General features: G+C 73.7%; 18 protein-coding genes and 2 pseudogenes. 13 read left to right on the top strand and 7 right to left on the bottom strand.

The annotated features are described in order from the left end of the window. Positions 1 to 6: 6 nt before the first annotated feature. Entirely contained in the window at positions 7 to 591 is a 585-nt protein-coding gene (locus ACWDBB_RS34320) for a type 1 glutamine amidotransferase domain-containing protein (RefSeq protein ID WP_449793324.1), read from the top strand. 24 nt (positions 592 to 615) lie between these two features. Here the strand turns inward: ACWDBB_RS34320 and ACWDBB_RS34315 are convergent, their stop codons facing one another. Both ACWDBB_RS34315 and ligD read right to left on the bottom strand, forming a co-directional pair. Beyond that, positions 616 to 1,470: an ATP-dependent DNA ligase gene (locus ACWDBB_RS34315; RefSeq protein WP_449793333.1), complete on the bottom strand. Its 855-nt coding sequence runs from the start codon at positions 1,468 to 1,470 to the stop codon at positions 616 to 618. Between the two features lie 204 nt (positions 1,471 to 1,674). Next, positions 1,675 to 2,544 (bottom strand): annotated as a pseudogene (gene ligD / locus ACWDBB_RS34310) (non-homologous end-joining DNA ligase); the annotation flags it as partial. 278 nt (positions 2,545 to 2,822) lie between these two features. Between ligD and ACWDBB_RS34305 the strand changes: the two are divergent. Continuing rightward, positions 2,823 to 3,257: a CBS domain-containing protein gene (locus ACWDBB_RS34305; RefSeq protein WP_449793323.1), complete on the top strand. Its 435-nt coding sequence runs from the start codon at positions 2,823 to 2,825 to the stop codon at positions 3,255 to 3,257. Between the two features lie 124 nt (positions 3,258 to 3,381). Here the strand turns inward: ACWDBB_RS34305 and ACWDBB_RS34300 are convergent. After that, positions 3,382 to 3,774, bottom strand: a pseudogene (locus ACWDBB_RS34300) (transglycosylase family protein); the annotation flags it as partial. A 483-nt stretch (positions 3,775 to 4,257) separates the two neighbouring features. Between ACWDBB_RS34300 and ACWDBB_RS34295 the strand changes: the two are divergent. The 7 genes from ACWDBB_RS34295 to yidD all read left to right on the top strand — a co-directional run bounded on the left by ACWDBB_RS34295 (position 4,258) and on the right by yidD (position 12,041). After that, positions 4,258 to 4,851, top strand: a complete 594-nt coding sequence (locus ACWDBB_RS34295; protein WP_449793322.1) for a universal stress protein — start codon at positions 4,258 to 4,260, stop codon at positions 4,849 to 4,851. Between the two features lie 64 nt (positions 4,852 to 4,915). After that, on the top strand, positions 4,916 to 6,370 hold the full coding sequence (gene pdxR, locus ACWDBB_RS34290; protein ID WP_449793321.1) for a MocR-like pyridoxine biosynthesis transcription factor PdxR: 1,455 nt from the start codon (positions 4,916 to 4,918) through the stop codon (positions 6,368 to 6,370). Positions 6,371 to 6,559: 189 nt separating this feature from the next. Beyond that, positions 6,560 to 7,075 (top strand): hypothetical protein, encoded by a 516-nt coding sequence (locus tag ACWDBB_RS34285; protein WP_449793320.1) that lies wholly within the window; start codon positions 6,560 to 6,562, stop codon positions 7,073 to 7,075. 590 nt (positions 7,076 to 7,665) lie between these two features. Next, the gene (locus ACWDBB_RS34280) at positions 7,666 to 9,072 is read left to right on the top strand and encodes a family 2B encapsulin nanocompartment shell protein (protein WP_449793319.1); all 1,407 of its coding nucleotides are present in this window, start codon (positions 7,666 to 7,668) and stop codon (positions 9,070 to 9,072) included. 261 nt (positions 9,073 to 9,333) lie between these two features. After that, the gene (locus ACWDBB_RS34275; protein ID WP_449793318.1) at positions 9,334 to 10,428 is read left to right on the top strand and encodes a hypothetical protein; all 1,095 of its coding nucleotides are present in this window, start codon (positions 9,334 to 9,336) and stop codon (positions 10,426 to 10,428) included. A gap of 118 nt (positions 10,429 to 10,546) precedes the next feature. Beyond that, positions 10,547 to 11,317 (top strand): bestrophin-like domain, encoded by a 771-nt coding sequence (locus tag ACWDBB_RS34270; protein WP_449793317.1) that lies wholly within the window; start codon positions 10,547 to 10,549, stop codon positions 11,315 to 11,317. A gap of 151 nt (positions 11,318 to 11,468) precedes the next feature. Beyond that, entirely contained in the window at positions 11,469 to 12,041 is a 573-nt protein-coding gene (gene yidD, locus ACWDBB_RS34265; RefSeq protein ID WP_449793316.1) for a membrane protein insertion efficiency factor YidD, read from the top strand. A 102-nt stretch (positions 12,042 to 12,143) separates the two neighbouring features. On the opposite strand, the gene ACWDBB_RS34260 is transcribed toward yidD, so the two are convergent. Then, positions 12,144 to 14,468 (bottom strand): glycosyl hydrolase family 18 protein, encoded by a 2,325-nt coding sequence (locus ACWDBB_RS34260; protein WP_449793315.1) that lies wholly within the window; start codon positions 14,466 to 14,468, stop codon positions 12,144 to 12,146. 287 nt (positions 14,469 to 14,755) lie between these two features. On the opposite strand from ACWDBB_RS34260, the gene ACWDBB_RS34255 reads away from it, so the two are divergent. Further along, entirely contained in the window at positions 14,756 to 15,421 is a 666-nt protein-coding gene (locus ACWDBB_RS34255) for a class I SAM-dependent methyltransferase (protein ID WP_449793314.1), read from the top strand. Between the two features lie 112 nt (positions 15,422 to 15,533). Then, positions 15,534 to 16,628 (top strand): TolB family protein, encoded by a 1,095-nt coding sequence (locus tag ACWDBB_RS34250; RefSeq protein ID WP_449793313.1) that lies wholly within the window; start codon positions 15,534 to 15,536, stop codon positions 16,626 to 16,628. On the opposite strand, the gene ACWDBB_RS34245 is transcribed toward ACWDBB_RS34250, so the two are convergent. Then, positions 16,615 to 18,849: a hypothetical protein gene (locus ACWDBB_RS34245; RefSeq protein WP_449793312.1), complete on the bottom strand. Its 2,235-nt coding sequence runs from the start codon at positions 18,847 to 18,849 to the stop codon at positions 16,615 to 16,617. The genes ACWDBB_RS34250 and ACWDBB_RS34245 overlap by 14 nt on opposite strands. 357 nt (positions 18,850 to 19,206) lie before the next feature. Between ACWDBB_RS34245 and ACWDBB_RS34240 the strand changes: the two genes are divergently transcribed. After that, positions 19,207 to 19,794 carry a TerD family protein gene (locus ACWDBB_RS34240; protein ID WP_449793311.1) on the top strand — a complete coding sequence of 196 codons (588 nt, stop codon included), beginning with the start codon at positions 19,207 to 19,209 and terminating at the stop codon, positions 19,792 to 19,794. A 28-nt stretch (positions 19,795 to 19,822) separates the two neighbouring features. On the opposite strand, the gene ACWDBB_RS34235 is transcribed toward ACWDBB_RS34240, so the two are convergent. Both ACWDBB_RS34235 and ACWDBB_RS34230 read right to left on the bottom strand, forming a co-directional pair. Then, positions 19,823 to 21,478 (bottom strand): ABC transporter permease, encoded by a 1,656-nt coding sequence (locus tag ACWDBB_RS34235; RefSeq protein WP_449793310.1) that lies wholly within the window; start codon positions 21,476 to 21,478, stop codon positions 19,823 to 19,825. After that, positions 21,475 to 22,395, bottom strand: coding sequence for an ABC transporter ATP-binding protein (locus ACWDBB_RS34230; RefSeq protein ID WP_449793309.1), 921 nt, complete (start codon positions 22,393 to 22,395; stop codon positions 21,475 to 21,477). Before ACWDBB_RS34230 ends, ACWDBB_RS34235 begins: the two co-directional genes overlap by 4 nt. A 96-nt stretch (positions 22,396 to 22,491) precedes the next feature. Here ACWDBB_RS34230 and ACWDBB_RS34225 point away from each other — a divergent pair, with 96 nt between their 5' ends. Continuing rightward, positions 22,492 to 23,001 carry a GbsR/MarR family transcriptional regulator gene (locus ACWDBB_RS34225; protein WP_449793308.1) on the top strand — a complete coding sequence of 170 codons (510 nt, stop codon included), beginning with the start codon at positions 22,492 to 22,494 and terminating at the stop codon, positions 22,999 to 23,001. Positions 23,002 to 23,100 lie beyond the last annotated feature (99 nt).

The following is a 23,100-nucleotide window of genomic DNA, read 5'->3' as shown; positions in this document are numbered from 1 at the left end:
GGCGCCATGGGCTGGCCCTCCACCACGCTCACCGGGCGGACGATCGCCTTCCTGGTCGCGCCGTACGGGGCCGAGCAGGTCGAACTGACCGACCCGTGGCAGGCGGTCGCCGAGTCCGGCGGCATCCCGCGGCTGCTGTCCACGGCCGCGGGCCGGGTCCAGGCCGTCAGGCACCGAGCCGCAGGCGACACCTTTGCCGTGGACGCCCTCGTCGCCGACGCCGACCCGGCTGACTACGACGGGCTGGTCCTCCCCGGCGGCGTCGCCAACCCCGACCGGCTGCGCCTGGACCGCCCGGCGGTCGCCTTCGTCCACGCCTGCTGCGCCGCCGGCCGGCCGGTCGCGGCGATCTGCCACGCGGCCTGGACGCTCATCGAGGCCGACGCCGTGCGCGGCCGCACCCTCACCTCCTGGCCCAGCCTGCGCACCGACCTGGTGAACGCCGGCGCGCAGTGGGTGGACGAGCCGGTGCACGTCTGCCACGACGGCCCCGGCCCGCTCGTCACCAGCCGCAAGCCCGGCGACCTGCCGCTGTTCGACGACGCCTTGGTGACGGAGTTCGCCCACGTGACGGCGAAGCGGCGGGAGTGAGCGGGGGCGGGGGCGAGCCGGTGGTCAGTCGCCCCGGAGGCGGACGAAGGTGGCGGTGGGCGGCCGACCGGTGAGGGTGAGTTCGGCCCTGAGCGGGGAGGTCAGCGGGTGGACCGGGCCGTGGTCAGGGTCGGTGGCGGGCGGGCCGAGCAGCGGGCGGACGACCTCGGCGACCTCGCGCGACTGGACCGGGGTGAGCCGCGGCGTGGACAGGAACACCCGGCCGTCGTCGAGCTGGAGGACCAGCGCCTGCGGGTGGGCGGCCGGTCCGGTGACGGCGCGGACGGTGGCGTCGAGGGTGTCGCTGCGGCGGTACTTGACCCAGACGCGGCCCGCGCCGCGCGGGCGGTAGGGGGCGGCGGCGGCCTTGCAGACCAGGCCCTCCACCCCGGTGTCCGCGAGCCGCTCCATCCACTCCAGCGCCTCCGCCCGGTCCGTCGTGGCCATGACCGGCTGGACCGGCGGCGGGACGTCGGCGAGCGCCGCGAGCAGCAGCCGGCGGCGGTCGGTGAGCGGCAGCCGGCGGACGTCGCGGCCGGGCAGCGCCAGCACGTCGAAGGCGATCAGACCGAGCGCCACCTCGGGGGCGGCGGCCCTGGCCTGGCGGGTGTGCAGCAACTCGCCGAAGGCGAACCGGCCGTTGCGCCAGGCGACCAACTCGGCGTCCAGCACCAGCCCTTCGGGCAGCCGGGCGACGGCGGCGGCGATCGGCGGGAACTCGGGGGCGAGGTCGCGGCCGCTGCGGGACTGGAGGTACGCGGGCCGCTCGCCCCGGGCGAAGGCGACGCACCGGAAGCCGTCCAGCTTCAGCTCGTACTGCACGCCTCCGCCGCCCAGGCCGTCGGCGGGCGGGACGGAGGTCACGGCGGCCGGGCGCATCACCTCGACAGGCGGGTGCAGCACCTGGCGCGCCGGTGGTTCCGGTTCGGCGGCGGCTCTCCGTCGGGCGGTCTTCGGTCCGGTCGGTTCCGCTCCGGCGGCTCTCCGTCGGGCGCTCTTCGGTCCGGTCGGTTCCGCTCCGGCGGCTCTCCGTCCGGCGGTCTTCGGACCGGCCGGTTCCGCTCCGGCCGCCGAGGGCGCGGACGGCAGCGGCCTGGCCCGCCCCGGGTCCAGCAGCGGGGCGAGCAGGTCGCCGTGCGCGGAGAGCCGGCCGGGCACCTCGGCGAGCGTGAAGACCAGGTCCCGCTCGTCGACGGCCGCGTCGAGCTCCGCCCAGGCCAGCGGGGTGGAGACGGTCGGCAGCGGCCGGGCCCGCAGGGTGTACGGCGCGGCGGTGGTCTTCTTGGCGTTGTTCTGCGACCAGTCGACCAGCACCCGGCCCCGGCGGCGGGCCTTGGCCATGGTGTGCACCACCAGCTCCGGGCGCTCGGCCTCCAGGGCGGCGGCCAGCGCCTTCGCGTACGCGGAGACCCGGGCGCTCGGCGTGGGCTCGATCGGGACCAGCAGGTGCAGGCCCTTGGATCCTGAGGTCTTCACCCAGGCGGCCAGGCCGTCCGCCGCGAGCCGCTCGCGCAGCAGCAGCGCCACCGTGCGGCAGGTGAGCACGTCCGCGCCCTCGCCGGGGTCGAGGTCCAGCACCAGCCGGTCGGCGAGGGCCGGCGCGGCCGCGTGCCACTGCGGGACGTGCAGTTCCAGGCAGCCCAGGTTGGCGAGCGCGAGCAGCGCCGCGCCGTTCTCCAGCACCACCTGGCGCAGGTCACCGGTGGTGCTCGGCACGTCGACCGTGCGCACCCAGTCCGGGGTGCCGGGCGGCGGGTTCTTGGCGACGAACACCTCCGCCTCGACGCCGTCCGGGCAGCGCAGGAAGGAGACCGGGCGGTCGCGCAGGTGCGGGAGCAGCGCGGTGTGCGCGGCGGCGTAGTAGCGCAGCACCTCGCCCTTCGGGGTGCCGGTGCGCGGGTAGTAGACCTTGTCGAGGTGGGACAGCGCGAGGGTGCGCCCGTCCACCGTCATCTGCGGCACGGTCCGCCTCCGATCGCTCCGCCGGTTCCGGGGCCTCCGGCCCGGTGGCTCGCTCACTCCTCGGGAAGCACGGGTGGTTCCGCCTTCCACTCTGCGGCCGCACCGGCCGTCCCGGCCTCCCGGCGCCGGGCCGGGGTCGCGGGCGGGGGCGGGGTTGCTTATGGTGAGGACGCGGTCACCCGGCCTCCGCTCCGTCGGAGGGAGCCGGGGAGCACCGCCGGGGGAGGCGGGGGGACCAGCGGGGGGAAACCACCGACGAAGGAGTCCCCGTGACCACTGCCCGAGACATCATGCACACCGGCGCCCAGTGCATCGGCGCCCATCAGACGCTGGCCGAGGCCTCGCGGATGATGCGTGACAAGAACGTGGGTGCGCTGCCGATCTGCGGCGACGACCAGAAGCTGAAGGGCATCATCACCGACCGCGACATCGTGCTGCGATGTATCGCGGAGGGCAAGGACCCGGCCAAGATGACGGCCATGGAACTGGCCGGCCACCTGCACTGCGTGCGGGCCGAGGACAGCATGGAGGTGGTGCTGCGCAAGATGGAGCAGCACCAGATCAGGCGCATCCCGGTGATCGACGGGGACCGGCTGGTGGGCATGATCAGCGAGGCCGACCTGGCGATGGGCCACCGCGAGGGCCAGCGGCTCACGGACCAGCAGATCATCGAGTTCATGGACAGCGTCTACATGAAGCACTGACCGCCCCGCACCCCGCCGGACCCCTGCCGAGGTCCGCTGCCGTCGGGAGGCACGACGAGGCCGCCGTACCCCGGGATGGGGTGCGGCGGCCTCGGTGCGCGCGGTCTCGGCGCAGGGGGTCTTACTTGGCCAGACCGGCCTTGGCGGAGCAGATCGGCCAGGCGTTCGGGCCCTGGGCAGCCAGGACCTTCTCGCCGATGGCGATCTGCTGGTCCTTGGTGGCCTGGTGGGCCTGCGGGGCGTAGGCGGTGCCACCGAAGGCGGCCCAGGTGCTCTGGGTGAACTGCAGGCCGCCGTAGAAGCCGTTGCCGGAGTTGATCGCCCAGTTGCCGGTCGCCTCGCAGGCGGCGACCTTGTCCCAGACCGAAGCCGGCGCGGCGGAGGCGCTGGTAGCCGTGACGAGGCCGGCCACCGGCAGGGCGGTGATCGCCCCGGCCATCAGAGCCATCCGGACGCGGTTGCGGCGCTTCGGGGTGGCAGTGGTGGTGGCAGCGGCGGTCTCGTTACGGAAGGTCATGGTGTTCCTTTCGGAGGGGTCTGCGAGCACGCGGAACCAGGCCCTCGGAAGGCCGTCGGTTTCGGGGACACGTCACTCGCGTGGTCCTGCACCGTTCTGCTCGGGGGCGGTCGGCCCGGCCGGAGCGAATCGCTCGGTGCAACGGGTTCGAAGTTACGGGTGCGGTCGGGGCGGTTTCAAGGATTCGAAGGTTTGGCCACGTCAGACGCCCGTTACCGAGGGTAAGGATCAAGGAAATGTGGTGATTTCGCCCGATTTGCCACTATTTTCAAGATCGAAAAGCCCTCCGAAGTGGCCCGCGCCACTCCGGATCCGCCCCGGGGCCGCTGTGAGGCCGCCCACACGGTCGACAGCGCGTGACGGTCGGCCGGCCGCCGGTGCCGATTCCGCCGCCGCGGCCGGCCCCCCGGGTGGCCCGGGCCACAGCCCTCACCCCGAGTGCCCGGTGCCGTCACCCTCGGTGGCGGGCATAGCCTCACCCCCATGAGCAACGAGAACGATGCGGCGGACACGGCGGGCGCGGGAGAGACGGACGCCGGTACGGGCGGGACGGCGGGCGCCGCTCCCGGAGGGGCCGCCGCGGCGGGGGCGCCGATCGGGACCGGGGACCACGAGGCCGCGGCCGCGCCCGCGGGCTTCGAGCTGGGCACCGACGGCCCCGGCGTGATCCTGGCGGGCCTGGACGGCTCGGACTCCTCCTGGCGCGCCACCGCCTACGCCGCCGGACTGGCCCGCCGGCAGGGCGCCGTCCTCGCGGTGGCGTACATCCAGCCGGTCCTCGGCGCCGCGACCGCCCTGGCCGGGGCCGTGGTGGAGGAGACCACCCAGGAGATCGCCGAGGAGCTGCTGGCCGCGCTGCGCGAGGCCGAGCACCGGGTGCGCGAGGTGTGGAGGGTGGAGTGGCGCTTCCTGACCATGCGCGGCGACCCGTACACCGGCCTCGCCAAGCTCGCGGACGAACTGCGCGCCGACGCCGTGGTGGTCGGCGTCTCCGAGCAGGCCGGGCACAAGGTGATCGGATCGGTGGCCGTCCGGCTGGTGAAGGCCGGCCGCTGGCCGGTCACCGTCGTGCCGTAGCCCCCTTTAGGGGTGGCGGGGCGGCGGGGCGGCCGCCGGGAGGCGGCCGGTAGGGTGCGTGACCATGACGGACACGCGGGGCACGCACCCCTCCGAGCCCGCCCACCCGACCGGGAACGACCTCCACCTCGACCTCCCCGCCACCGGCGGCCGCCGCGCCGCCCTGATGGCGGCCCTGCGCGAGGCGATCCGCAGCGGCAGACTCGCCCCCGGCACCCGGCTGCCGCCCTACCGCACCCTCGCCGCCGACCTCGGCCTGGCCCGCAACACCGCTGCCGAGGCCTACGCCGAACTCGTCGCGGAGGGCTGGCTGACCGCCCGGCAGGGCTCCGGCACCACCGTCGCCGAACGCGCCGAACCAGTTCCGCGCACCCGGGCCCGCCGGCCCTCCCGCCGCCCCGGACCCATCCACGACCTGCGCCAGGGCCGGCCCGACGCCTCCTCCTTCCCTCGAGCCGCCTGGCTCGCCGCCGCCCGCCGCGCCCTGACCGCCGCCCCCAACGAGGCCTTCGGCCCCGGCGACCCGCAGGGCCGGCGCGAACTGCGCACTGTGCTCGCCGACTACCTCGCCCGCGCCCGGGGCGTGCGCACCGACCCCGACCGGATCGTGGTCTGCTCCGGCTTCGCCCACGCGCTGCGGCTGCTCTTCGACGGCGCCGCGCCCGTCCTGCCGCCCGCCGAGCACGGCCCGCTGGCCGTCGAGGCGTACGGGCTGGGCTTCCACCGCGGGCTGCTGGCCGCTGCCGGCGTCCCCACCGTCCCGCTGCCGATCGACGAACGGGGCGCCAGGACGGGCGACTTGGCGCAGCACCCGGACGTCCGGACGGCGCTGCTCACCCCCGCCCACCAGTTCCCCACCGGCGGCCCGCTCCAGCCGGGCCGCCGCGCCGCCGTCGTCGACTGGGCGCGCGGGCGCGGCGGGCTCCTCCTGGAGGACGACTACGACGGGGAGTTCCGCTACGACCGCCAGCCGGTCGGCTCCCTCCAGGGCCTCGACCCCGAACGGGTGGTCTACCTCGGCAGCACCAGCAAGAGCCTGACCCCTGCGCTGCGGCTCGGCTGGATGGTGCTGCCCGACCACCTGGTGGACCGGGCGCTCGCCGCCAAGGGGGAACGCGAGGGCTGGGCCAGCGCCCTCGACCAGCTGACCCTCGCCGAGTTCATCGACTCCGGGGGCTACGACCGACACGTGCGCCGGATGCGCCGCCGCTACCAGGAGCGCCGGGACCAGCTGGTGGCCGCGCTCGCCGTCCGCGCCCCGCACGTCGAGGTGTCCGGCATCGCGGCCGGCCTGCACGCGGTGCTGCGCCTGGAGCCGGGCACCGAGCGCTCGGTGCTCAAGGCCGCCGGCTACCGGGGCCTGGCCGTCGAAGGGCTCGCCGACTACCGGCACCCGGCGGTCGGCGAGGGGGCGATGCCCGCCGTCGACGGCCTGGTGGTCGGCTACGCCACGCCGCCGGACCACGCCTACCCGGCGGCGCTCGGCGCGCTCTGCGACATCCTGCCGCCGAGTGCGTGACCGGGCTGAGCACCGAAGGACGTGGCTCGGGGCCGAGGGAGGGGCGGCGAAGCATAGGCCCCCGGGTCGGCCCGTGGGGTCGGAACACGGGCGGGCCGGTGCACGGTGTCCGCTCGCCGCTCCTGCGTCGGTACGGACCGGGGCAGAGGAGCGCAACCCTGGCGGAATCGGCGCCTACGCTCCTTGGTCATGCGCAGAACACACCTGAGTCGCGCCGCGCTCGCCGCATGTCCGGCCCTCGTCGTCGGACTGCTCCTCTCCGCCGCCCCCGCCGCCCGGGCCGACAGCCGGCTGCCGCTCACGGCCGTCTCCGACAAGCAGACGACCGTACGCGGCGGCGCGTTCACGCTCACCCTGACGCTGACCAACCCGTACGACACCCCGATCCAGTTCGTCTACCAGAGCATCCAGGAGACCTACGCCACCAGCCTGGAGACCGGTCTCAAGTTCAGCACGACCGCCTGCGGCACCCAGACCAACGGGTGCAGTGACAACGTCCACGGCGGCATAGCCCGTTACAACGTGCCGCTCGCCCCCGGCGCCAGCAGCGCCTTCACGGTGACGTACACCGTCGCCCCCGACTCGGCCTGCGGCCCCGCCACCCGGATCGACTTCTACTCCTACCTGTACTACGAGTACAACGGCGGCGAGTCCAACAACTCGGGCATCGTCAACGTCCCCGGCACCCAGGTCGCCTGCGCCTGACCTCCGCCACAGCCGCGGGCGTCGCCGGACCGACGTCGCCGGACCGACGTCGCCGGACCGGCCTCGCTGCGTGGGATTTCCGGTGCGGACCCCCACTGCGCACCCCCGTTCACCCGTCAGGTGCCGGTTTCCCCCGTGCCGGCCCTGGCGGGTCGTTCGCTTTTCCGCGGCGGCCCGCTCGCCCGTCCGCGGCCGTTGCCGCGCCGCGCGGGTTCCGCGGCCGGAACGGCGTGCCGGGTTGATGCCGGGCGACGGCCTCCTGGCCGTTCGGCACGGTTCCGGCCGGGGGAAAGCCGTTGGCAGCAGGGGGACCGCTGGGGCGAACGGATGTTCCCGGAGTTTGTGGGGCCTTGGGGGCGGACCGGCCGAGATTCACCCTATCGGGGGGTAGTCGGCCTTCGTGAGGGCCCGGCCGGGCTCTGGTGATCTAGGGTTCCCGATGAGTCGCCGGGAGACGGTGGCCACACCTCGCGAAACTCGCCAACGCCCCCACCAATAAGCGGATCTGATGATTCGCCATGCCATGCGCCAGGACGGGCCCGTACGCCCCTGGACGCGTGACCCGATCACAGGAATGGAGAGCCCTGCCGATGACCGTGGACACGAGCCCGGAGGCAGTGCAGGCCAAGCAGCAGAGCCTTGCGACGGCCGCTGCCCGGAACCTTGCCACCACGACCAAGTCCGCACCGCAGATGCAGGAGATCACCTCCCGCTGGCTGCTCAAGGTGCTTCCCTGGGTCCAGGCCGCCGGTGGCGCCTACCGCGTCAACCGTCGGCTGACGTACGCCGTGGGCAACGGCGTGGTGGAGTTCATCAAGACGGGTTCCCAGGTCCGGGTGATTCCGGCCGAGCTGGGCGAGCTGGCGCTGCTGCGCGGATTCGAGGACGAGGACGTCCTCACCGCCCTGGCCGACCGTTGTCAGCAGCGGGACTTCGGCCCCGGCGAGGTGCTCACCACCCAGGGCGAGGCCGCCGACAAGATCTTCCTGATCGCGCACGGCAAGGTCAACAAGATCGGCACCGGCAAGTACGGTGACGACACCGTGGTCGGCGTGGCCGGCGACGGCGACCGCTTCGGCGACGACGCGCTGCTGAACCCCGACGCCGTCTGGGAGTTCACCGCCAAGACCGCCACCGCCGGTGTCGCCCTGACGCTGACCCGGGCGGACTTCGCCGCCATCCGGGACAACGCCCCCAGCCTCCAGGAGCACCTCCGGGGCTTCCTGGCCCTGCCGCTCCAGGCGCAGAACGAGCGCGGCGAGGCCGAGATCGCCATGTCGGCCGGCCACCACGGTGAGTTCGAGCTGCCCGGCGCCTTCGTGGACTACGAGCTCAAGCCCCGTGAGTACGAGCTGAGCGTCGCGCAGACCGTCCTCAAGGTCCACACCCGCGTCGCGGACCTGTACAACCAGCCGATGAACCAGACCGAGCACCAGCTGCGGCTGACGATCGAGGCCCTGCGCGAGCGCCAGGAGCACGAGCTCGTCAACAACCCGGAGTTCGGCCTGCTCAACAACGCCGACTTCGACCAGCGCATCCAGACCCACTCCGGCCCGCCCACCCCGGACGACCTGGACGAGCTGCTCAACCGCCGCCGCGACCCCGACTACCTGCTGGCCCACCCGCGGACCATCGCCGCGATCGGCCGGGAGTTCAACGCCCGCGGGCTGTACCCCACCCACGTCGACCTCGGCGGACAGCAGGTGCCGGCCTGGCGCGGGGTGCCGATCCTGCCGTGCAACAAGATCCCGGTCACCAAGGAGAACACGAGCTCGATCCTCGTGATCCGTACCGGTGAGGACAACCAGGGCGTCATCGGCCTGCACCAGACCGGTATCCCGGACGAGTACCAGCCGTCGCTTTCGGTCCGCTTCATGGGTATCGACGAGAAGGCGATCATCTCGTACCTGGTCAGCGCCTACTACTCGGCCGCCATCCTGGTGCCGGACGCGGTCGGCGTGCTGGAGAACGTGGAGATCGCGAACCGTCCCAGCTGAGCGCGGAGAACGGCGAGCACGAGGCCGTAATCGGTCGGCTCGAAGATCGTTTGACCTGATGACGGACGGCCCGCCCCCGAAAGCGGGCCGTCCGCCTGACCGGGTCTGATCACTTCTGGTCGTACCCGATGGAGTCCCTGCCGGGAATGCGGCCGGGTTCGGTCTCTTCGTCGGTTCTGCCCGTTCAACCCGTTCCTCCGGGGCCGGTCGGTCCGCGGCCGTTCGGTCCTCCCCGGACGATCCGAGAGGTGTGTGGAGCCCATGCCCGTGCGTCGGCAGATCCGCCGGATATCGCCCGGTGGCCGTGGGGGCGCGGCCCGCGGGCGACGGGTACGGCTGCTCGGCGCGTCCGCCGGCGTGGTCGCGGTCTGCGCGCTGGTCGGCGGTGCGACCGCGTCCGGCGCCGGCCACTCCGGCGGGTACCCGCACGGCCCGGTGGTGGACGTCTGCGTGTGCGACGAGACCGACGTGTCGACGTCGGTGGGGCCGGACGGTCACGTGAGCATCGGCGTGGACGTGGACGTGGACGTCCAGGTCGGGGTCAGTGTCGCGCCGGGCCTCGGCCCGGGGCGCCACGGGCACTGGCCCCCGTACGGGCACCACCCCTGCCACTCGCCCAGGCCCACGACGAAGCCCACCGGGCCGCACTTTCCGGCGCCGTCGTTCTCGGTGCCGCATCTCCCCTCGCCGTCCTTCTCCTTGCCGCCCTTCTCCTCGCCCTCGCGCCCGGCGGAGCTGCCGAGCGAGACCGGGTGGCCGGCCGAGGGACAGGGCGGATCCGGGCAGGTCGGGCCGGGGCACGACGGTGACGACCACGAGGGCGACGAGCACGGTGACCACCACTGGCTCCACTGGCACCACCATCACCACCACCACCCGCACCCCTGTCCAAGCCCGAGCCCGACTCCCACGCCGACGTTCACCCCCACCGCTACTCCGACCCCCACCGCTACGCCGACCCCGACGGCCACCCCCACGCCGACTCCCAGCACCACGCCATCGCCGAGCCCGAGCCCGAGCTCAAGCCCCAGTCCGACACCGGCCCCCAGCCCGTCGCCCGTGCCGCCCGCGCCCGCCCCGGCCCCCGTGCCGCCCGCCCCGGCGCCGACCGTGCCCGCCCCCGACTCGGCGGCCTCGCCGAGCGCGGCGCGTCCGAGCCCCCTGTGGCCGACTTCGTCGGCGCAGCCGGTGTTCCACGTCCCCAGGTCGCAGCCCAAGGCCATGGCCAAGCAGCACCAGGGCACCTCGATGACCACCACGCTGCTGGTGATCATGGTCCCGGGGGTGCTCGCGGCGGTGGCCCTGCGTCCTGGGCGTGGTGGTGGCCGAGGGCGCGGCCGCTCGGGCCCGTCCTGACCTCCTCCTGGAGGCTCGCCGGGCGGTTGCCGGCCGACGGCGGGCCACGCTTCCCGGCCAGTGGCGCCCCATTGACCTTTCCGTTCCGTCACAAGCCAAGCCAGTGAAGGGAGTTCCCATGTCCGAGTGGGTGGCGGTGGTCATCGCCTTGGCGTCGGCCTGTGCCGTCGTGGTGGCGGTGGTGGTACTCAGGCAGCGTCGGCCGATCGCGGCGGACAGCACCGACGAGACCCCGGACGTCATCGAGTACATCACGATGATGATCGGAGTGGTCTACGCGATCGTCCTCGGCCTCGCCATCGCGGGTGTCTGGGAGGCGCGCGGTGCCGCCCAGGACGACCTGTTCCGCGAGGCGCAGTCGCTGCGAGAGGTGAGCGACCGCGCGGTGATCTACCCGGCGGAGTTCCGCGACCAGGTCCGGGCCGACGTGGACGCCTACGTCTCGTACGTGGTGAACACCGAGTGGTCCTACATGCAGGAGACCGGTGGGATCACCGAGAAGGGCGACCAACTGCTCCAGAAGCTCCAGAACGACATCGCCACCCGGTCGCCCGCCTCCGACCTGGAGTCGCAGGGCTACCAGCCGATCATGGACCGGGTCAGTCAGGCCTCCGAGGCCCGCAACTCGCGTGGCCAGAACGCCGGGCCGACGATGCCCGGGGTGGTGTGGTTCGGCCTGATCGGCGGGGCGGTGGTGACCATCGGCATGCTGTTCGCGCTGCAGATCCGGCGCACGCCCAGGGAGTTGACGCTGGCGCTCTGTTTCAGCGTGCTGATCGCCTTCCTGCTGTTCATGATCTGGGACTTCGACAATCCCTTCTCCCGGAGCGTCTCGGTGACCACCCAGCCGTTCGAGGACCTCTTCCCCGAGCTCAACCTCGGCGGCTGAGCGCGGGGTACGGGGGTCACGGGGGCCGAGGCACCGAGGCGCCGAGGGGCCAGGCACCGAGGGGCGGGATCCGGGCGGATGATCTTCGGATAATCTTGCCCGGATCGTCGTGGGTCGGCCCCCGACGGAGAGAGCGAGGGGGTCCTCAGCAGTGTCCGACCCGACGCCGGATCTCGGCGCCCACTACCCACCGGCCCGCCCGGAGCGTGCCTGGTGGTGGCTGCCCGCCTCGGAGCGGCGGCGGCGGAAGAAGCAGCGCCGGGCCTGGGAGGACTACCGGGAGCGCTACCGCAAGGAGGACCACGCCAAGGCCCGGCGGCGCAAGCACCTCCGGGACGAGGGCGCGGACTGCTGCTTCGACGGCTGCTGCGAGATCGCCGATCCCTGCCTGATCGTCCTGATCCCGGTGATGATGGTCTCCGGCGTCCGCTTCGCCCTCACCGGGTGGCGCGGGCACCGGACGGCCGACCCGTCCGCCCCCGCCCCGCGCGGGTTCGCGGCCGGAGTGCTGTACGGCGCGGTGCGCTACTACCGCACCGAGATCAGCCCCCGCCGTCCGGCCTGCTGCCCGTACACGCCGTCCTGCTCGACCTACGCGGTACAGGCGCTGCACCGGCACGGTGCGGTGCGCGGGGCCCGGCTGACGGCCGGGCGGTTGCTGCGCTGCCGTCCGGGCGCGGGCGGGACGGACCCGGTGCCGCCGGGCGGTGGCCGGACGCGCTGAAGCTGATCGGGCCGCTCCCGGGCGGGACGGGTACGGCAGGACGAGCCGCGGGTGGCCCGCACGGATGTTCCGTGCGGGCCACCACTCTGGTCCGATGGATCGTCAGCGCAGGCTGCTGTCCATCGAGTTGAGCATCGTTCCGGCGGCGTCGTCGTTCTCCAGGGAGAAGGCGAACAGCCCGCCCAGGCCCTTGCTCTTGGCGTACGCCCCGCGCGCCTGGACGGCCTGCGGGGTGTCACCGGTCCAGAAGTTGGTGCCGTCGTAGACCCAGCTGCTCTCGGTGACCGGGTCCCAGTGGGTCTGGGCCGCGGTCGGGTTGAGCTCCTTCCAGGCGGCCAGGCCGGCCTCCTGGCTCAGCGGCTTCTTCGCCGTCGGGCCGGTCGCGCTCTGGTACAGGCCGTAGTCGGAGCCGGCCGGGACACCGGTCCAGCCGCGCCAGTAGAACGGGATGCCCAGCACGATCTTGTTCGCCGGGAAGCCGCCGGGGATGCCGTACTCGGGCAGGCCGGTGGTGTACGCGGCGAGCGTGGTGTCCACGTTGTACTTGCGGGTGCCCGGGGTGATCGGCGTGGTCGGGTCGGCCGGGCTGTCGTGCAGCGGGTCCTGGTGGTTGGTCGGGCCCGTGGCGTCCCAGGCGCCGTGCATGTCGTAGGACATCACGTCGGCGTAGTCCAGGTAGGCGCCGATCTTGTCGGTCTCCAGCTGGGCGATCTTGTCCTGGCCGCTGGGCAGCGCGGCGGTCAGCAGGTACCGCTTGCCCTGGGCGGTGCCGAGGGCGTCCAGCTGGGTGCGGAACTCCTTGAGCAGCAGGGTGAAGTTCTGCTTGTCGGCCGCGGAGTAGTGGTTGCCGGTGTGGCCGCCGGCCGAGCCCGGGTACTCCCAGTCGAGGTCGATGCCGTCGAAGAGGCCGGCCGCCGAGGCCTGGCCGCCGGAGGCGTCACCGGCCACGCCGGTCGGCAGGTTCCCCTTGAGGAACATGTCGACGCACGAGGAGACGAAGGCCTTGCGGGAGGAGTCGGTGGCCGCCGCGTCGGAGAAGTACTTGGAGTACGTCCAGCCGCCGATCGAGATGGTGAAGCGCAGGTTCGGGTACTTGGCCTTCAGCTGGCGCAGCTGGTTGAAGTTGCCCTTGAGCGGCTGCTCCCAGGTGTCGGCGGTGCCGTCCACGCTGGTGCCGGAGCCGTAGTCGGCCTGGTAGTCGGCGTAGGCGTCGCCCGCGCCGTCACCGGCGTTCGGGTTGGACTCGTTGGCCGAGTCGGAGGCCTTCACCGCCTGGAAGCAGGTGAACCTGGTCGGGTCGATGTTGGCGAACGCGTAGTGGATGACGTCGAGCTTGGCCGCCGCGCCGCTGGTGTCGACGTTCTTCGCGTTGTACGCGTTCTCGTAGACGCCCCACTGGTCGAAGTAGGCTGATCGGACCGGCTGTTGGGCGGGGGCCGCCGCGGTCGTGGTGCTCACCGGCGCGGACTGGGCGGAGGCGTGGCTGCCGGAGTAGCCCTGGACGCTGAAGGTGTAGCTCCTGCCCGGCAGCAGCGAGCTGACCGTGACGGAGGTGCCCATCGAGGTGGCGACCAGCTGGCCGTTGGACCACACTTTGTACGCGACCGCGCCGTCACCGCTGGTGAGGGTGGACGGCTGCCAGGTGAGCACCACCGCGTTGGACGTCGTCCTGCTGACCGCGAAGCCGGTCGGCGTGGTGACCTTGCCGTCCCCGGCCGGGCCGCTCGCGGTGGCCGTCGGGGTCGGGGTGGCGGTCGTGGGGGTGCCCGTCGGGCTTCCGGTGGCGGTGGGGCTGCCCGTGGCCGTCGGGCTGGCCGTGGCCGTGGGGCTCGCGGTGGCCGTCGGGCTGGCGGTCGAGGTGGGGCCGGCCGGGCCGGTCAGCGTGAGGTCGTCCGCGTAGTACGTGCCGGTGCCGTACCAGCCGTGGGTGAAGACCGTCACGGAGGTCGTGGTGGCACCGGTGGTGAAGGTGGTGCTCAGCTGGTTCCAGCCGGTCCCGCCGGGTGTCCAGACCGAGGAGTTGACGCCGGTTCCGGTGGCGCCCAGGTAGACGTAGCTGCCCTGGACCCAGCCGGCCAGGGTGTACGTGGTGTTCGGCTGGACGGTGACGGTCTGCTGGCACTGCGCGGTGTCGCCGGCCGAGGCGGCGCCGCTGAGCGCGTGGGTCCCACCGTGCACCGGGGTGGTGACGACCGACCCGTTGGAGCAGGTCCAGCCGGCCAGGGTGCCGGCCTCGAAGTCGCCGTTGGCGAGCAGGTTGACCGGGGCCGCCGAGGCGGAGCCGAAGGTCAGGGCGATGGCGGCGCCGCTGGTGGTCAGGGTGGCGGCCAGGGCCAGTGCGGTGGCCCTTCTGCGGTGGGCGGCCCGGCGGCCGGCGCGCTCCCCGGCGGGGTGAGCGGGCTGTGCGGGCAGGACACGGTCGTGCATGCGGTGGGTCCTCCGGATGTGTGGGGGTTTCCGGCGGTGCGGTGGCCCGGGTGGGCCGGGGGGAGCCGGCCCGGGCGCGGTGGGGGCGCGCGGGCAGGGTGACGCGTGCTGACGGGCGGTGCGCGGACACCACGGGCGGCCGACCCGTGCACGTCACGACTGAACAGATTGGACTGGACCAATATTCGCCGTCAAGGGTGTCCGTCCGCTGGACCGCTTCCGGCCGGTTCGGCGGCGGCCCGGTAGGTTGGCCGGTACGAGCAGGCCCGTCGAACGGAGGAGGCGCGATGGACAGCCAGGACTGGGACGACCGCTACGCCGCGAGCGAACTGGTGTGGGGCGCCGCGCCCAACCAGTGGGTGGTCCGCGAACTGACCGGCCGGACCCCCGGCCACGCCCTCGACCTGGCCGCCGGTGAGGGCCGCAACGCCATCTGGCTGGCCACCCAGGGCTGGGAGGTCACCGGACTGGACTTCTCCGCCGTCGCCCTGGAACGCGCCGAACGCCTCACCGCCGACCTGCCCGACGAGGTCGCCGACCGGCTCACCTGGCGCCACGGCGACGCCCGCGCCCTGGAAGCCCCCGCCGCGGGATACGACCTGGTCCTGGTCGCCTACCTGCAGCTCCCCGCCGCGGACCGCCGGGCCGCCCTGCGCCGCGCCGCCGACGCGCTCGCTCCCGGCGGCACCCTGCTGGTCCTCGGGCACGACCTCAGCAACCTCACCGAGGGCGTCGGCGGGCCGCAGGACCCGGCCGTGCTGTTCACCCCGGAGGACGTCCTGGCAGACCTCGCCGACCACGGGCTGCGCACCGTCCGGGCCGAGCGGGTGCACCGTGTGGTCGGCGGGGAGCCGGGCCACAAGGACGGCGAGACCGACGGGGGTGGTGGGGCGGCCGGTGGCGGCCGGGTCGCGGTGGACGCGCTGGTCCGGCTGGAGCGGAGCGCCGGCTGACGCATCCGGCCGGCGGGGCCCGCGGCGAGGTCCGCCGGCCCCTGCCGACCGGCGGCGCCTGATCCGCCTGGCGACGTACGGCAGTTGACCGTGCGTCAACTAGCTTGTGGGCATGAGGACTCGTGCGCTCGGGGTGGCCGCCGTGGCCGCCGCCCTGCTGCTGGCCGGATGCGGTGGCTCGGACTCAGGAACCGGTGCGTCGCCGGCCGGCAGCTCGCCGGTCGACGCGCCGTCGGCCGAAGCCCCGTCGGGCGGTGCGCCGCCGGCCGACCCGCCGTCGGCGGGCGCCGAGCGCCGCGCCGACGGCGCCCGGCTGCTCTACCGCCCCAGCGGCGGGCACAGTGCGCAGAACCCGGCCTTCGCCCCGGACGGCCGCTCGGTGCTGCTCACCGAGTTCAGCGGGGGCTACAACAAGGGCGACGCCGCCCTCGGCATCCTCCCGCTGGACGGCGGCGCGCCGCGCAAGGTGGTGGAGGACCCCGACAAGGCGGCCGTCAACCTCCCCGGCACCAGCTGGAACGCCGCCGCCGACGCCTTCGCCTTCGCCACCGACCGGGAGTCGGAGCACGACGAGGTCTGGCTGATGAGGCCGGGCGGCACCCCCGAGCGGGTGACCAGGCACAGCGACGGCAGCGGCTACAGCGAGCCGAGCTTCTCCCCGGACGGCGAGTGGATCGTCTTCCAGCAGAGCCGGGAGCCGGAGCACACCGCCGGGCAGAGCGACCCGGCCGGGCGGGACTCGATCCGGAAGGTCCGCCGAGGCGGCGGCGAGCCCGTCCTGCTGGTGGACGGCCCGGGAACCGGCACCGACAACCGGCAGCCGAACTGGTCCCCGAAGGGCGACCGGATCGTCTTCCAGCGCCGGAGCGCGGGCCGCGACGACTGGTCGCTGTGGACGGTGGGCGCGGACGGCGGCGGGCTGCGGCGGGTCACCGACGTCCCGGGCGAGCACACCGACCCGAGCTGGTCCCCGGACGGCCGCTTCCTGGTGTTCTCCTCCAACCTGGGGGACCTGCCGAACGCCCAGGTCTTCGTGGTCGACGCGGAGGGCGGGACCCCCGTCCGGGTGACCCACGACGACACCGCCTACGACGGCGCGCCCAGCTGGTCCCCGGACGGGCGGTGGATCGCCTTCGAGTCCGCTCCGGGCGGCGAGGCCAACCCCGCCGCCCTCTGGCGCGTCCCCGCGCCCGCTAGTCCGCGGTGATCGTCACCACCGAGTACTGGGCGACGGTCAGCGGCACGCTGACCGTCGAGCCGGTGACGGTGTACGGGACGGCCTTGGGTGCCGGGTCGGTGCCGTCCGGGCTGGCGACCGTGACGGCGGTGACGATCGCCCCGGCCGGGAGGGCGTAGGAGAGCGTGCAGTTGGCGGGAGCGCTGCGGAACGCCGCCGGGGTGTCGGCGAAGTTGCTGAAGTTCACCAGGTGGACGACGGTGTCGGCGCCGAGCCGCCGGGCGTCCAGGAAGATCCGGCGGTCCCCGGCCAGGGTGACCGCCGGCGGGGCGGACTGCCGTACCGCGGTGAGCAGTTGGTCCGCCGAGGCCTGGTCGGTCTTGGTCAGGTAGCTCAGCCCGGGCAGCGCCTTGACGTACCAGCAGCTGCCGCTGCCGTAGGAGTTCTGCCTGGTGGCGGGCAGCGGGTCGGCCCTGCGCAGGCCGAGCACGTCGGAGAGCGCGAACTCGCTGCGCAGACCGCCCAGTTCGTCCAGCGCGGTGGGTGCCGGGCCGGTGATGACGATCGTCCCGCCGGCCGAGACGAAGCCGCGCAGCAGCGCCGCCTCGGTGTCCGAGACCGCCTGGAGGTTGGGCAGCAGCAGTACCTTGAACCGGGCCAGGTCGTCGGCGGTCAGGCCGGGGCTGGGCACCGTGTCGAACGGGACGTGGGCGTAGACCAGCGCCTTGACGGTACCCCGGAACTCGCCGAGCCAAGGCAGCGAGGCGCAGCTCATCTGCGGGTCGTCGCCGCCCCACCAGTCGGCGATCCCGGCCGGGGCCGTGGCGTTGACGTACATCCCGTTGCCCTCGCCCGGGGCCACGTAGTCCCGCGACGGGGCCGAGTGGTAGACGCCGACCTGCGCGATCGAGACCGGGTCGTAGAGTTTCGCCTGGTTGGTGCGCACGAAGCGGTACATCCGGGTGCGCATCGCGCCGTCCACGGTGTCGTTCTTGAACGGGGTCTTCACCTCGTACGGGTTGCACCCGGCCGCGATCAGCTGGGACATCACCAGCGAGGCGTCGTCGGCCTGCCAGCCGTAGGAGAACGCCCAGGCGGGCTTGGTGCCGCTGGCGGCGCGGGCGTACTTGTACATGGAGATCAGGCAGACCCAGTCGGAGGCGGTGGCGTGCCGCATGCCGTCGTAGTTGCCGAGGATGTCCACCTCCCAGACCTGGCTGACGGCGCCCGGGGCCTGGCGCAGGTAGCCGCCGTCCAGGCCGATCGAGGTGGCGTAGCGGTAGTCCATCGACACGGTCTCGACGAAGGTGACCAGGTCGGGGTTGACCGAGCGGCCCGCCTCGGCGATGTCCAGCTGGAACCGGAGCAGGTTGCGGTGGCGCCACTCGACGTAGCGGCGGAAGACCGGGTCGGCGAAGTTCTGTGCCTTGGGCAGGTCGAGGCCGGTGTCGGCCTTGAACGCGGCCGCGCCCCAGGTGGAGGCGTCGCACCAGGAGAGCACGCCGTCGAAGTAGATCGGGACGTCCGGCCAGATGCCGTCCACGCCGGTCGCGGCCACGCCCTTGATCCGGTTGAGGTAGTAGTCCCGCCAGGGGGAGTTGGGGCTGAGCCAGACGCTCTCGTCGCCCGGGTCGACCCAGACCACCACGCTGCCGTAGAACACGTTGGGCTTGCCGGCGAGGTCGCGCTGGACCCAGTTCTTGCCCTGGTCGTTCTTGTAGAAGGAGCGGCCCTTCTCCCCGCCGGGGGAGATCAGCTCCAGCGACGGGTAGTACATGACGACCTTGAGGCCGGCGGCGTGGGCGAGGTCGGTGAACATCTTCACCTCGGCCATGTGGGCGGCGAACTGGGCGTCGGTGAGCCAGTCGGAGAGCAGGGTGTCCAGCTCGATGACGCTGACCTCCTGTGTCTTGAGGGCGTCCACGTAGCTCTGCATGTCGGCGGGCTCGTTGAAGGTGCCGTCGGCGATGCGGGCGTAGCGGGCCCAGTCCGGCCACACCTGTGCGGCGGCGGTGTCGGTGCGCAGGCCGGCCCGCCCTGTCTGCGGCCAGAGGCCGTCGTACTGCGCGGTGCCGTGGTCGGTGTCCGGCGCCGCGGCGGCCCAGGCCGCGCCGCCGGGCAGCAGCCGGGCGGTGGCGAGCGCGCCGCCCGCGCCGAGGCCGGCCCGGAGCAGCCGGCGGCGGCCGAGGCGGGAGCCTCCAGGGCGTCCCGGTGCCGGGTGCTGTGCGGTTCCTTCGTGCTGCTCGGGCATGGTGGTCCCCCCGGCGTGAGCGGGCCGGCGCGGGTCGGCCCCGGCCCGGGAACGGTCGTGAGCACTGCGATCGGTGCGCGGGGACGGGCGTGCCGTCCCGGGACCGACCCTAGACCGCGCGCCGCCCCGGCCGTCCGGTCACGGTCGACGGCTACGCCAGACGTCGGACCCCCGGTTCCCTCAGTGTGCGGACCGTCGTCGGGGGTCCTGGGGTTCCGGGGCGAGGCCAGGAAGAGGCGGGGGTGAGGCCCGGGGGAGTACGGGGTAGGGGTGCTCCCAGGACACCGTCGATGATCATAAATTCTCTACAGTGCTGTAGATTCGCGGCACGGGCGGTGGCAGAACGAGGAGGACGCGATGAGCGTTTCGCTGGCCAAGGGGCAGAAGATCAGCCTGGAGAAGCCGGGCGGCGGGCAACTGAGCCTGGTCCGGATGGGCCTGGGCTGGAAGGCGGCGGAGCGCAAGGGCTTCCTCGCCAAGCTGCTCGCCGCGGGCCGGGAGATCGACCTGGACGCCTCGGCGGTGCTGTTCGCCCAGGGGCGGCCGGTGGACGTGGTGTTCTTCCAGCACCTCAACAGCAACGACGGCTCGGTCCGGCACAGCGGGGACAACCTGGTCGGCGGCGCGGGCGACGCGACCGACGACGAGTCGATCACGGTCGACCTGACCGCCGTCGCCGCCGAGGTCGACCAGATCGTCTTCACCGTGAACTCCTTCACCGGGCAGACCTTCCAGGAGGTCGAGGCGGCCTTCTGCCGGCTCGTGGACGAGACCACCGGCGTCGAGCTGGCGCGCTACACGCTCACCGGCGGCGGCCCGTACACCGCCCAGATCATGGCGAAGGTGCAGCGCACGGCGACCGGTTGGCAGATGACCGCGATCGGCCAGCCGGCCGGCGGGCGGACCTTCCAGGACCTGATGCCGGAGCTGGTCAAGTACCTCTGAGCCCCGTGGCGGGGCCCGGCGCCGGGCGTCAGTCGATGTCTCGGCGCCGGAAACCGACCAGGGCCAGGGCGATCAGGGCGGCCGCGACCAGGGTGAGCACGGCGAGCGGCGTCCAGTCCATCGCGGTCGCCGGGAGCCGGGGCACCTGCCCGTACGGGGAGAGCCGTTCCAGGCCCTCGGGGAGGTCGAGCAGCGGGCCCAGGTAGCCGATCACGAACGCGTACGCGGGCACCAGCCAGGCCAGCGGCGCGGCCCGGGGCAGCCAGCCGTAGACCGCGGCGGCGAAACCCACCGTCACCCACTGGGCGGGCGCGAAGGCCAGTGCCGCGCCGGTCAGCCGCAGGAACGCGCCCCCGTCGCCGCTGGACAGCGCCCCGGCCAGGCCGAAGCCCACGCCCGCCGCGAGCAGCACGGCGGTGGAGCCCAGCAGGGCCGCCGCCAGGTGCCCGCCCAGCCAGGCCGACCGGGAGACGCCGGTGACCAGCACCGGCACCGCCCGTCCTGCGCTCTCCTCGGCGCGCGGGCGCAGCGTGGCCAGCACCGCGTGGACGCCCGCGACCACCGCGACGACCAGCATGGTCAGCGCGGCGTAGGAGTCGGCGAGGGTGTGCCCGCCGAGCCGGTCCAGCGCCTCCCGGATCCGGTCGACGCCCTTGAGCATCGAGTCGGCGTCGCCGAGCAGCGAGCCGTACATCGCGCCGACCAGCAGCAGGGCGGCCGCGAAGCCGCCGAGCAGGCCGCGGTGCAGGCGCAGCGCGAGGCCGAGCGGGGTGCCCAGGGCCGGGCTGCCGGTGGCCGGGCCGGGACGGGCGGCGCGCAGGCCGGCACCGTGGTCCCGCCGGCTGCTGAGCGCGAACCCGGCGGCGGTGGTCGCGGCGGTCAGGGCGAGTGCGGGCAGCAGCGGCCACCAGCGGTCGTCCACGAAGGGGTAGCTGCGCTGCAGCCAGCCGATCGGGGAGGCCCAGGAGAGCGCGCCCGAGCCGGCGTCCCCGGCGGCGCGCAGCGCGTAGGCGGCGCCGAGCACGGTGAGGGCCAGCCCGGAGGCGGTCCGGGCATGCGCGCTGAGCTGGACGGTGACGGCGGCCACCGCGGCGAACAGCAGCCCGGCGAGGGCGGTCGCGGCGCCGTACAGCGCCGATCCGGCGGCGGTGAGGCCGGGGATGCCCAGCGCGGGCAGGCCGGCCGCGAGCAGCAGGCCGAGCGCGAGGTCGGCGACGGCGGCGGTGGCCAGGGCGGCGGCGAGCGGGGCGTGCCGGCCGACGGCGGCGGAGCGGAGCAGTTCGGCGCGGCCGCTCTCCTCCTCGGCGCGGCTGTGCCGGGTGACGGTCAGGACGCTCAGCAGGCCGGCCAGGACGGCCAGCAGGCCGAGCATCCGGTGGCCGAGCATGGCGCCCCAGGTGTAGTCGGCCAGGTAGCGGGCCGGGCCGCTCATGGCGAGCAGCGCCGGGTTGTCCGAGCCGTGCGCGATGGCGGCGCGGTCGGCGGCGGTCGGGTAGACGGAGCGGACGCTGTCGGCGGTGGCCAGGGTGACCAGCCAGAGGCCGAGGACCCAGGCGGACAGCCGGAACCGGTCGCGGCGCAGGGCGAAGCGGAGCAGCGTGGCGGTGCCGGCCAGGGTGGTGCCGGCCGGGTGGCGGGGTGCGGCGGTGCGGCCGGTGGCCGGTCCGGCGGTGGTGGCGGTCATCGCAGGGCCTCGGTGTGGTGCCCGTTGGCGGCCAGCTCGTCGCCGTAGTGGCGCAGCATCAACTCCTCCAGGGTGGGCGGGTGGCTGACCAGACCGCGCAGCCCGGCCGCGCTCAGGAGCCTTACAGCGGTGTCGAGTTCGCTGCTGTCCACGGCGAACCGGACCAGGTCGCCCTCGGTGCGCAGGCCGTGCACGCCGGTCAGCGCGTCCAGTCCGGCGACCGGGCGCAGGGTGCGGGCTTCGACGGTGGTGCGGGTGAGATGGCGCAGCTCGTCGAGGGTGCCGCTCTGCACGACCCGGCCGTGCCGGATGATGCTGACCCGGTCGCCCAGCTTCTCCACCTCGTCCAGGAGGTGGCTGGAGAGCAGGACGGTGCGGCCCTCCTGCTTGGCCTGGCGCACGACGTCCTGGAAGACCACCTCCATCAGCGGGTCCAGGCCGGAGGTCGGCTCGTCGAGCAGCAGCAGCTCGGCGTCGGAGGCGAGCGCGGCGACGATGGCGACCTTCTGCCGGTTGCCCTTGGAGTAGCTGCGGCCCTTCTTGGTCGGGTCGAGGTCGAAGCGCTCGACCAGCTCGTCGCGGCGGCGGCGGTCGAGCCGGCCGCGCAGCCGGGAGAGCAGGTCGATGGCTTCGCCGCCGGTGAGGTTGGGCCAGAGCTCGACGTCGCCGGGCACGTAGGCGAGGCGGCGGTGCAGTTCGACGGCGTCGTGCCACGGGTCCCTGCCGAGCATCCGGGCGCTGCCGCCGTCGGCGCGCAGCAGGCCGAGCAGGACGCGGATGGTCGTGGACTTCCCGGATCCGTTGGGGCCGAGGAAGCCGTGGACCTCGCCGGTCTCGACGGTCAGGTCGAGGCCGTCCAGCGCGGTGGTCCGGCCGAAGGTCTTGCGCAGGCCGGACAGGGTGATGGCCTTGGTCATACTTCTGAAGCTACCGTAGTTTCAGAAAAACGTGAATATTGGGAAGTCGTTAAAGTCGACATCGGGGACGAGTGATCACCGGAAAGGGGCGCAGGGGTGGTACAGGGAACCAAGGGGCCGGGGAAGCCGGAGGAGGAGCACGAGGACACGGCGGTGTCCGACTTCGTCGAGCGCTTCGCGGCGGAGCTGGTCGTCGCGGGCATGGGCCGGATGCCCTCCCGGGTCTTCTCCTGCCTGATGGCGGAGGAGAGCGGGGTGCTCACCTCCGCCGAGCTCTCCGAACGGCTGCGGATCAGCCCGGCCGCCGTCTCCGGCGCGATGCGCTACCTGACCCAGATCGGCCTGGTCGCCAAGGAGCGTGAGCCCGGCTCCCGGCGGGACCGCTACCGGGTGCTCGACGACGTCTGGTTCGAGTCGCTGACCCGGCGCGACGAGAACCTGCTGCGCTGGATCCGGGTGCTGCGCGACGGCGAGGCCACCGTCGGCGCCGACACCGCGGCGGGAGAGCGGCTGGCGGAGAGCGCCGCGTTCTTCGAGTTCATGATCGACGAGTTGCACGGGATGCTGGGCCGCTGGCGCGAGCACCGCGCGGCCCAGGGGCTGTGAGCGAGGGGGCGCGGGGCGGCATCGTGGGTGCGGCCGTCTTCCATGAACTCGCTGACCGCGGCGGCCGCGTGTGCCTGGTCGAGCAGGACCGGACCGGGC

The sequence above is a fragment of the Kitasatospora sp. NPDC001095 genome, from assembly GCF_053598615.1.
Note: the sequence above shows the minus strand (reverse complement) of the source record. Positions and strands in the feature narration are given on the sequence as shown.

What these genes read in the sequence shown, in the direction of transcription:
- ACWDBB_RS34320 (WP_449793324.1), top strand. Translation starts at nt 7, where the DNA reads ATGGGCTGGCCCTCCACCACGCTCACCGGGCGGACGATCGCCTTCCTG.
- ACWDBB_RS34315 (WP_449793333.1), bottom strand. Translation starts at nt 1,470, where the DNA reads ATGCGCCCGGCCGCCGTGACCTCCGTCCCGCCCGCCGACGGCCTGGGC.
- ACWDBB_RS34295 (WP_449793322.1), top strand. Translation starts at nt 4,258, where the DNA reads ATGAGCAACGAGAACGATGCGGCGGACACGGCGGGCGCGGGAGAGACG.
- pdxR (WP_449793321.1), top strand. Translation starts at nt 4,916, where the DNA reads ATGACGGACACGCGGGGCACGCACCCCTCCGAGCCCGCCCACCCGACC.
- ACWDBB_RS34285 (WP_449793320.1), top strand. Translation starts at nt 6,560, where the DNA reads ATGCGCAGAACACACCTGAGTCGCGCCGCGCTCGCCGCATGTCCGGCC.
- ACWDBB_RS34280 (WP_449793319.1), top strand. Translation starts at nt 7,666, where the DNA reads ATGACCGTGGACACGAGCCCGGAGGCAGTGCAGGCCAAGCAGCAGAGC.
- ACWDBB_RS34275 (WP_449793318.1), top strand. Translation starts at nt 9,334, where the DNA reads ATGCCCGTGCGTCGGCAGATCCGCCGGATATCGCCCGGTGGCCGTGGG.
- ACWDBB_RS34270 (WP_449793317.1), top strand. Translation starts at nt 10,547, where the DNA reads ATGTCCGAGTGGGTGGCGGTGGTCATCGCCTTGGCGTCGGCCTGTGCC.
- ACWDBB_RS34260 (WP_449793315.1), bottom strand. Translation starts at nt 14,468, where the DNA reads ATGCACGACCGTGTCCTGCCCGCACAGCCCGCTCACCCCGCCGGGGAG.
- ACWDBB_RS34255 (WP_449793314.1), top strand. Translation starts at nt 14,756, where the DNA reads ATGGACAGCCAGGACTGGGACGACCGCTACGCCGCGAGCGAACTGGTG.
- ACWDBB_RS34250 (WP_449793313.1), top strand. Translation starts at nt 15,534, where the DNA reads ATGAGGACTCGTGCGCTCGGGGTGGCCGCCGTGGCCGCCGCCCTGCTG.
- ACWDBB_RS34245 (WP_449793312.1), bottom strand. Translation starts at nt 18,849, where the DNA reads ATGCCCGAGCAGCACGAAGGAACCGCACAGCACCCGGCACCGGGACGC.
- ACWDBB_RS34240 (WP_449793311.1), top strand. Translation starts at nt 19,207, where the DNA reads ATGAGCGTTTCGCTGGCCAAGGGGCAGAAGATCAGCCTGGAGAAGCCG.
- ACWDBB_RS34235 (WP_449793310.1), bottom strand. Translation starts at nt 21,478, where the DNA reads ATGACCGCCACCACCGCCGGACCGGCCACCGGCCGCACCGCCGCACCC.
- ACWDBB_RS34230 (WP_449793309.1), bottom strand. Translation starts at nt 22,395, where the DNA reads ATGACCAAGGCCATCACCCTGTCCGGCCTGCGCAAGACCTTCGGCCGG.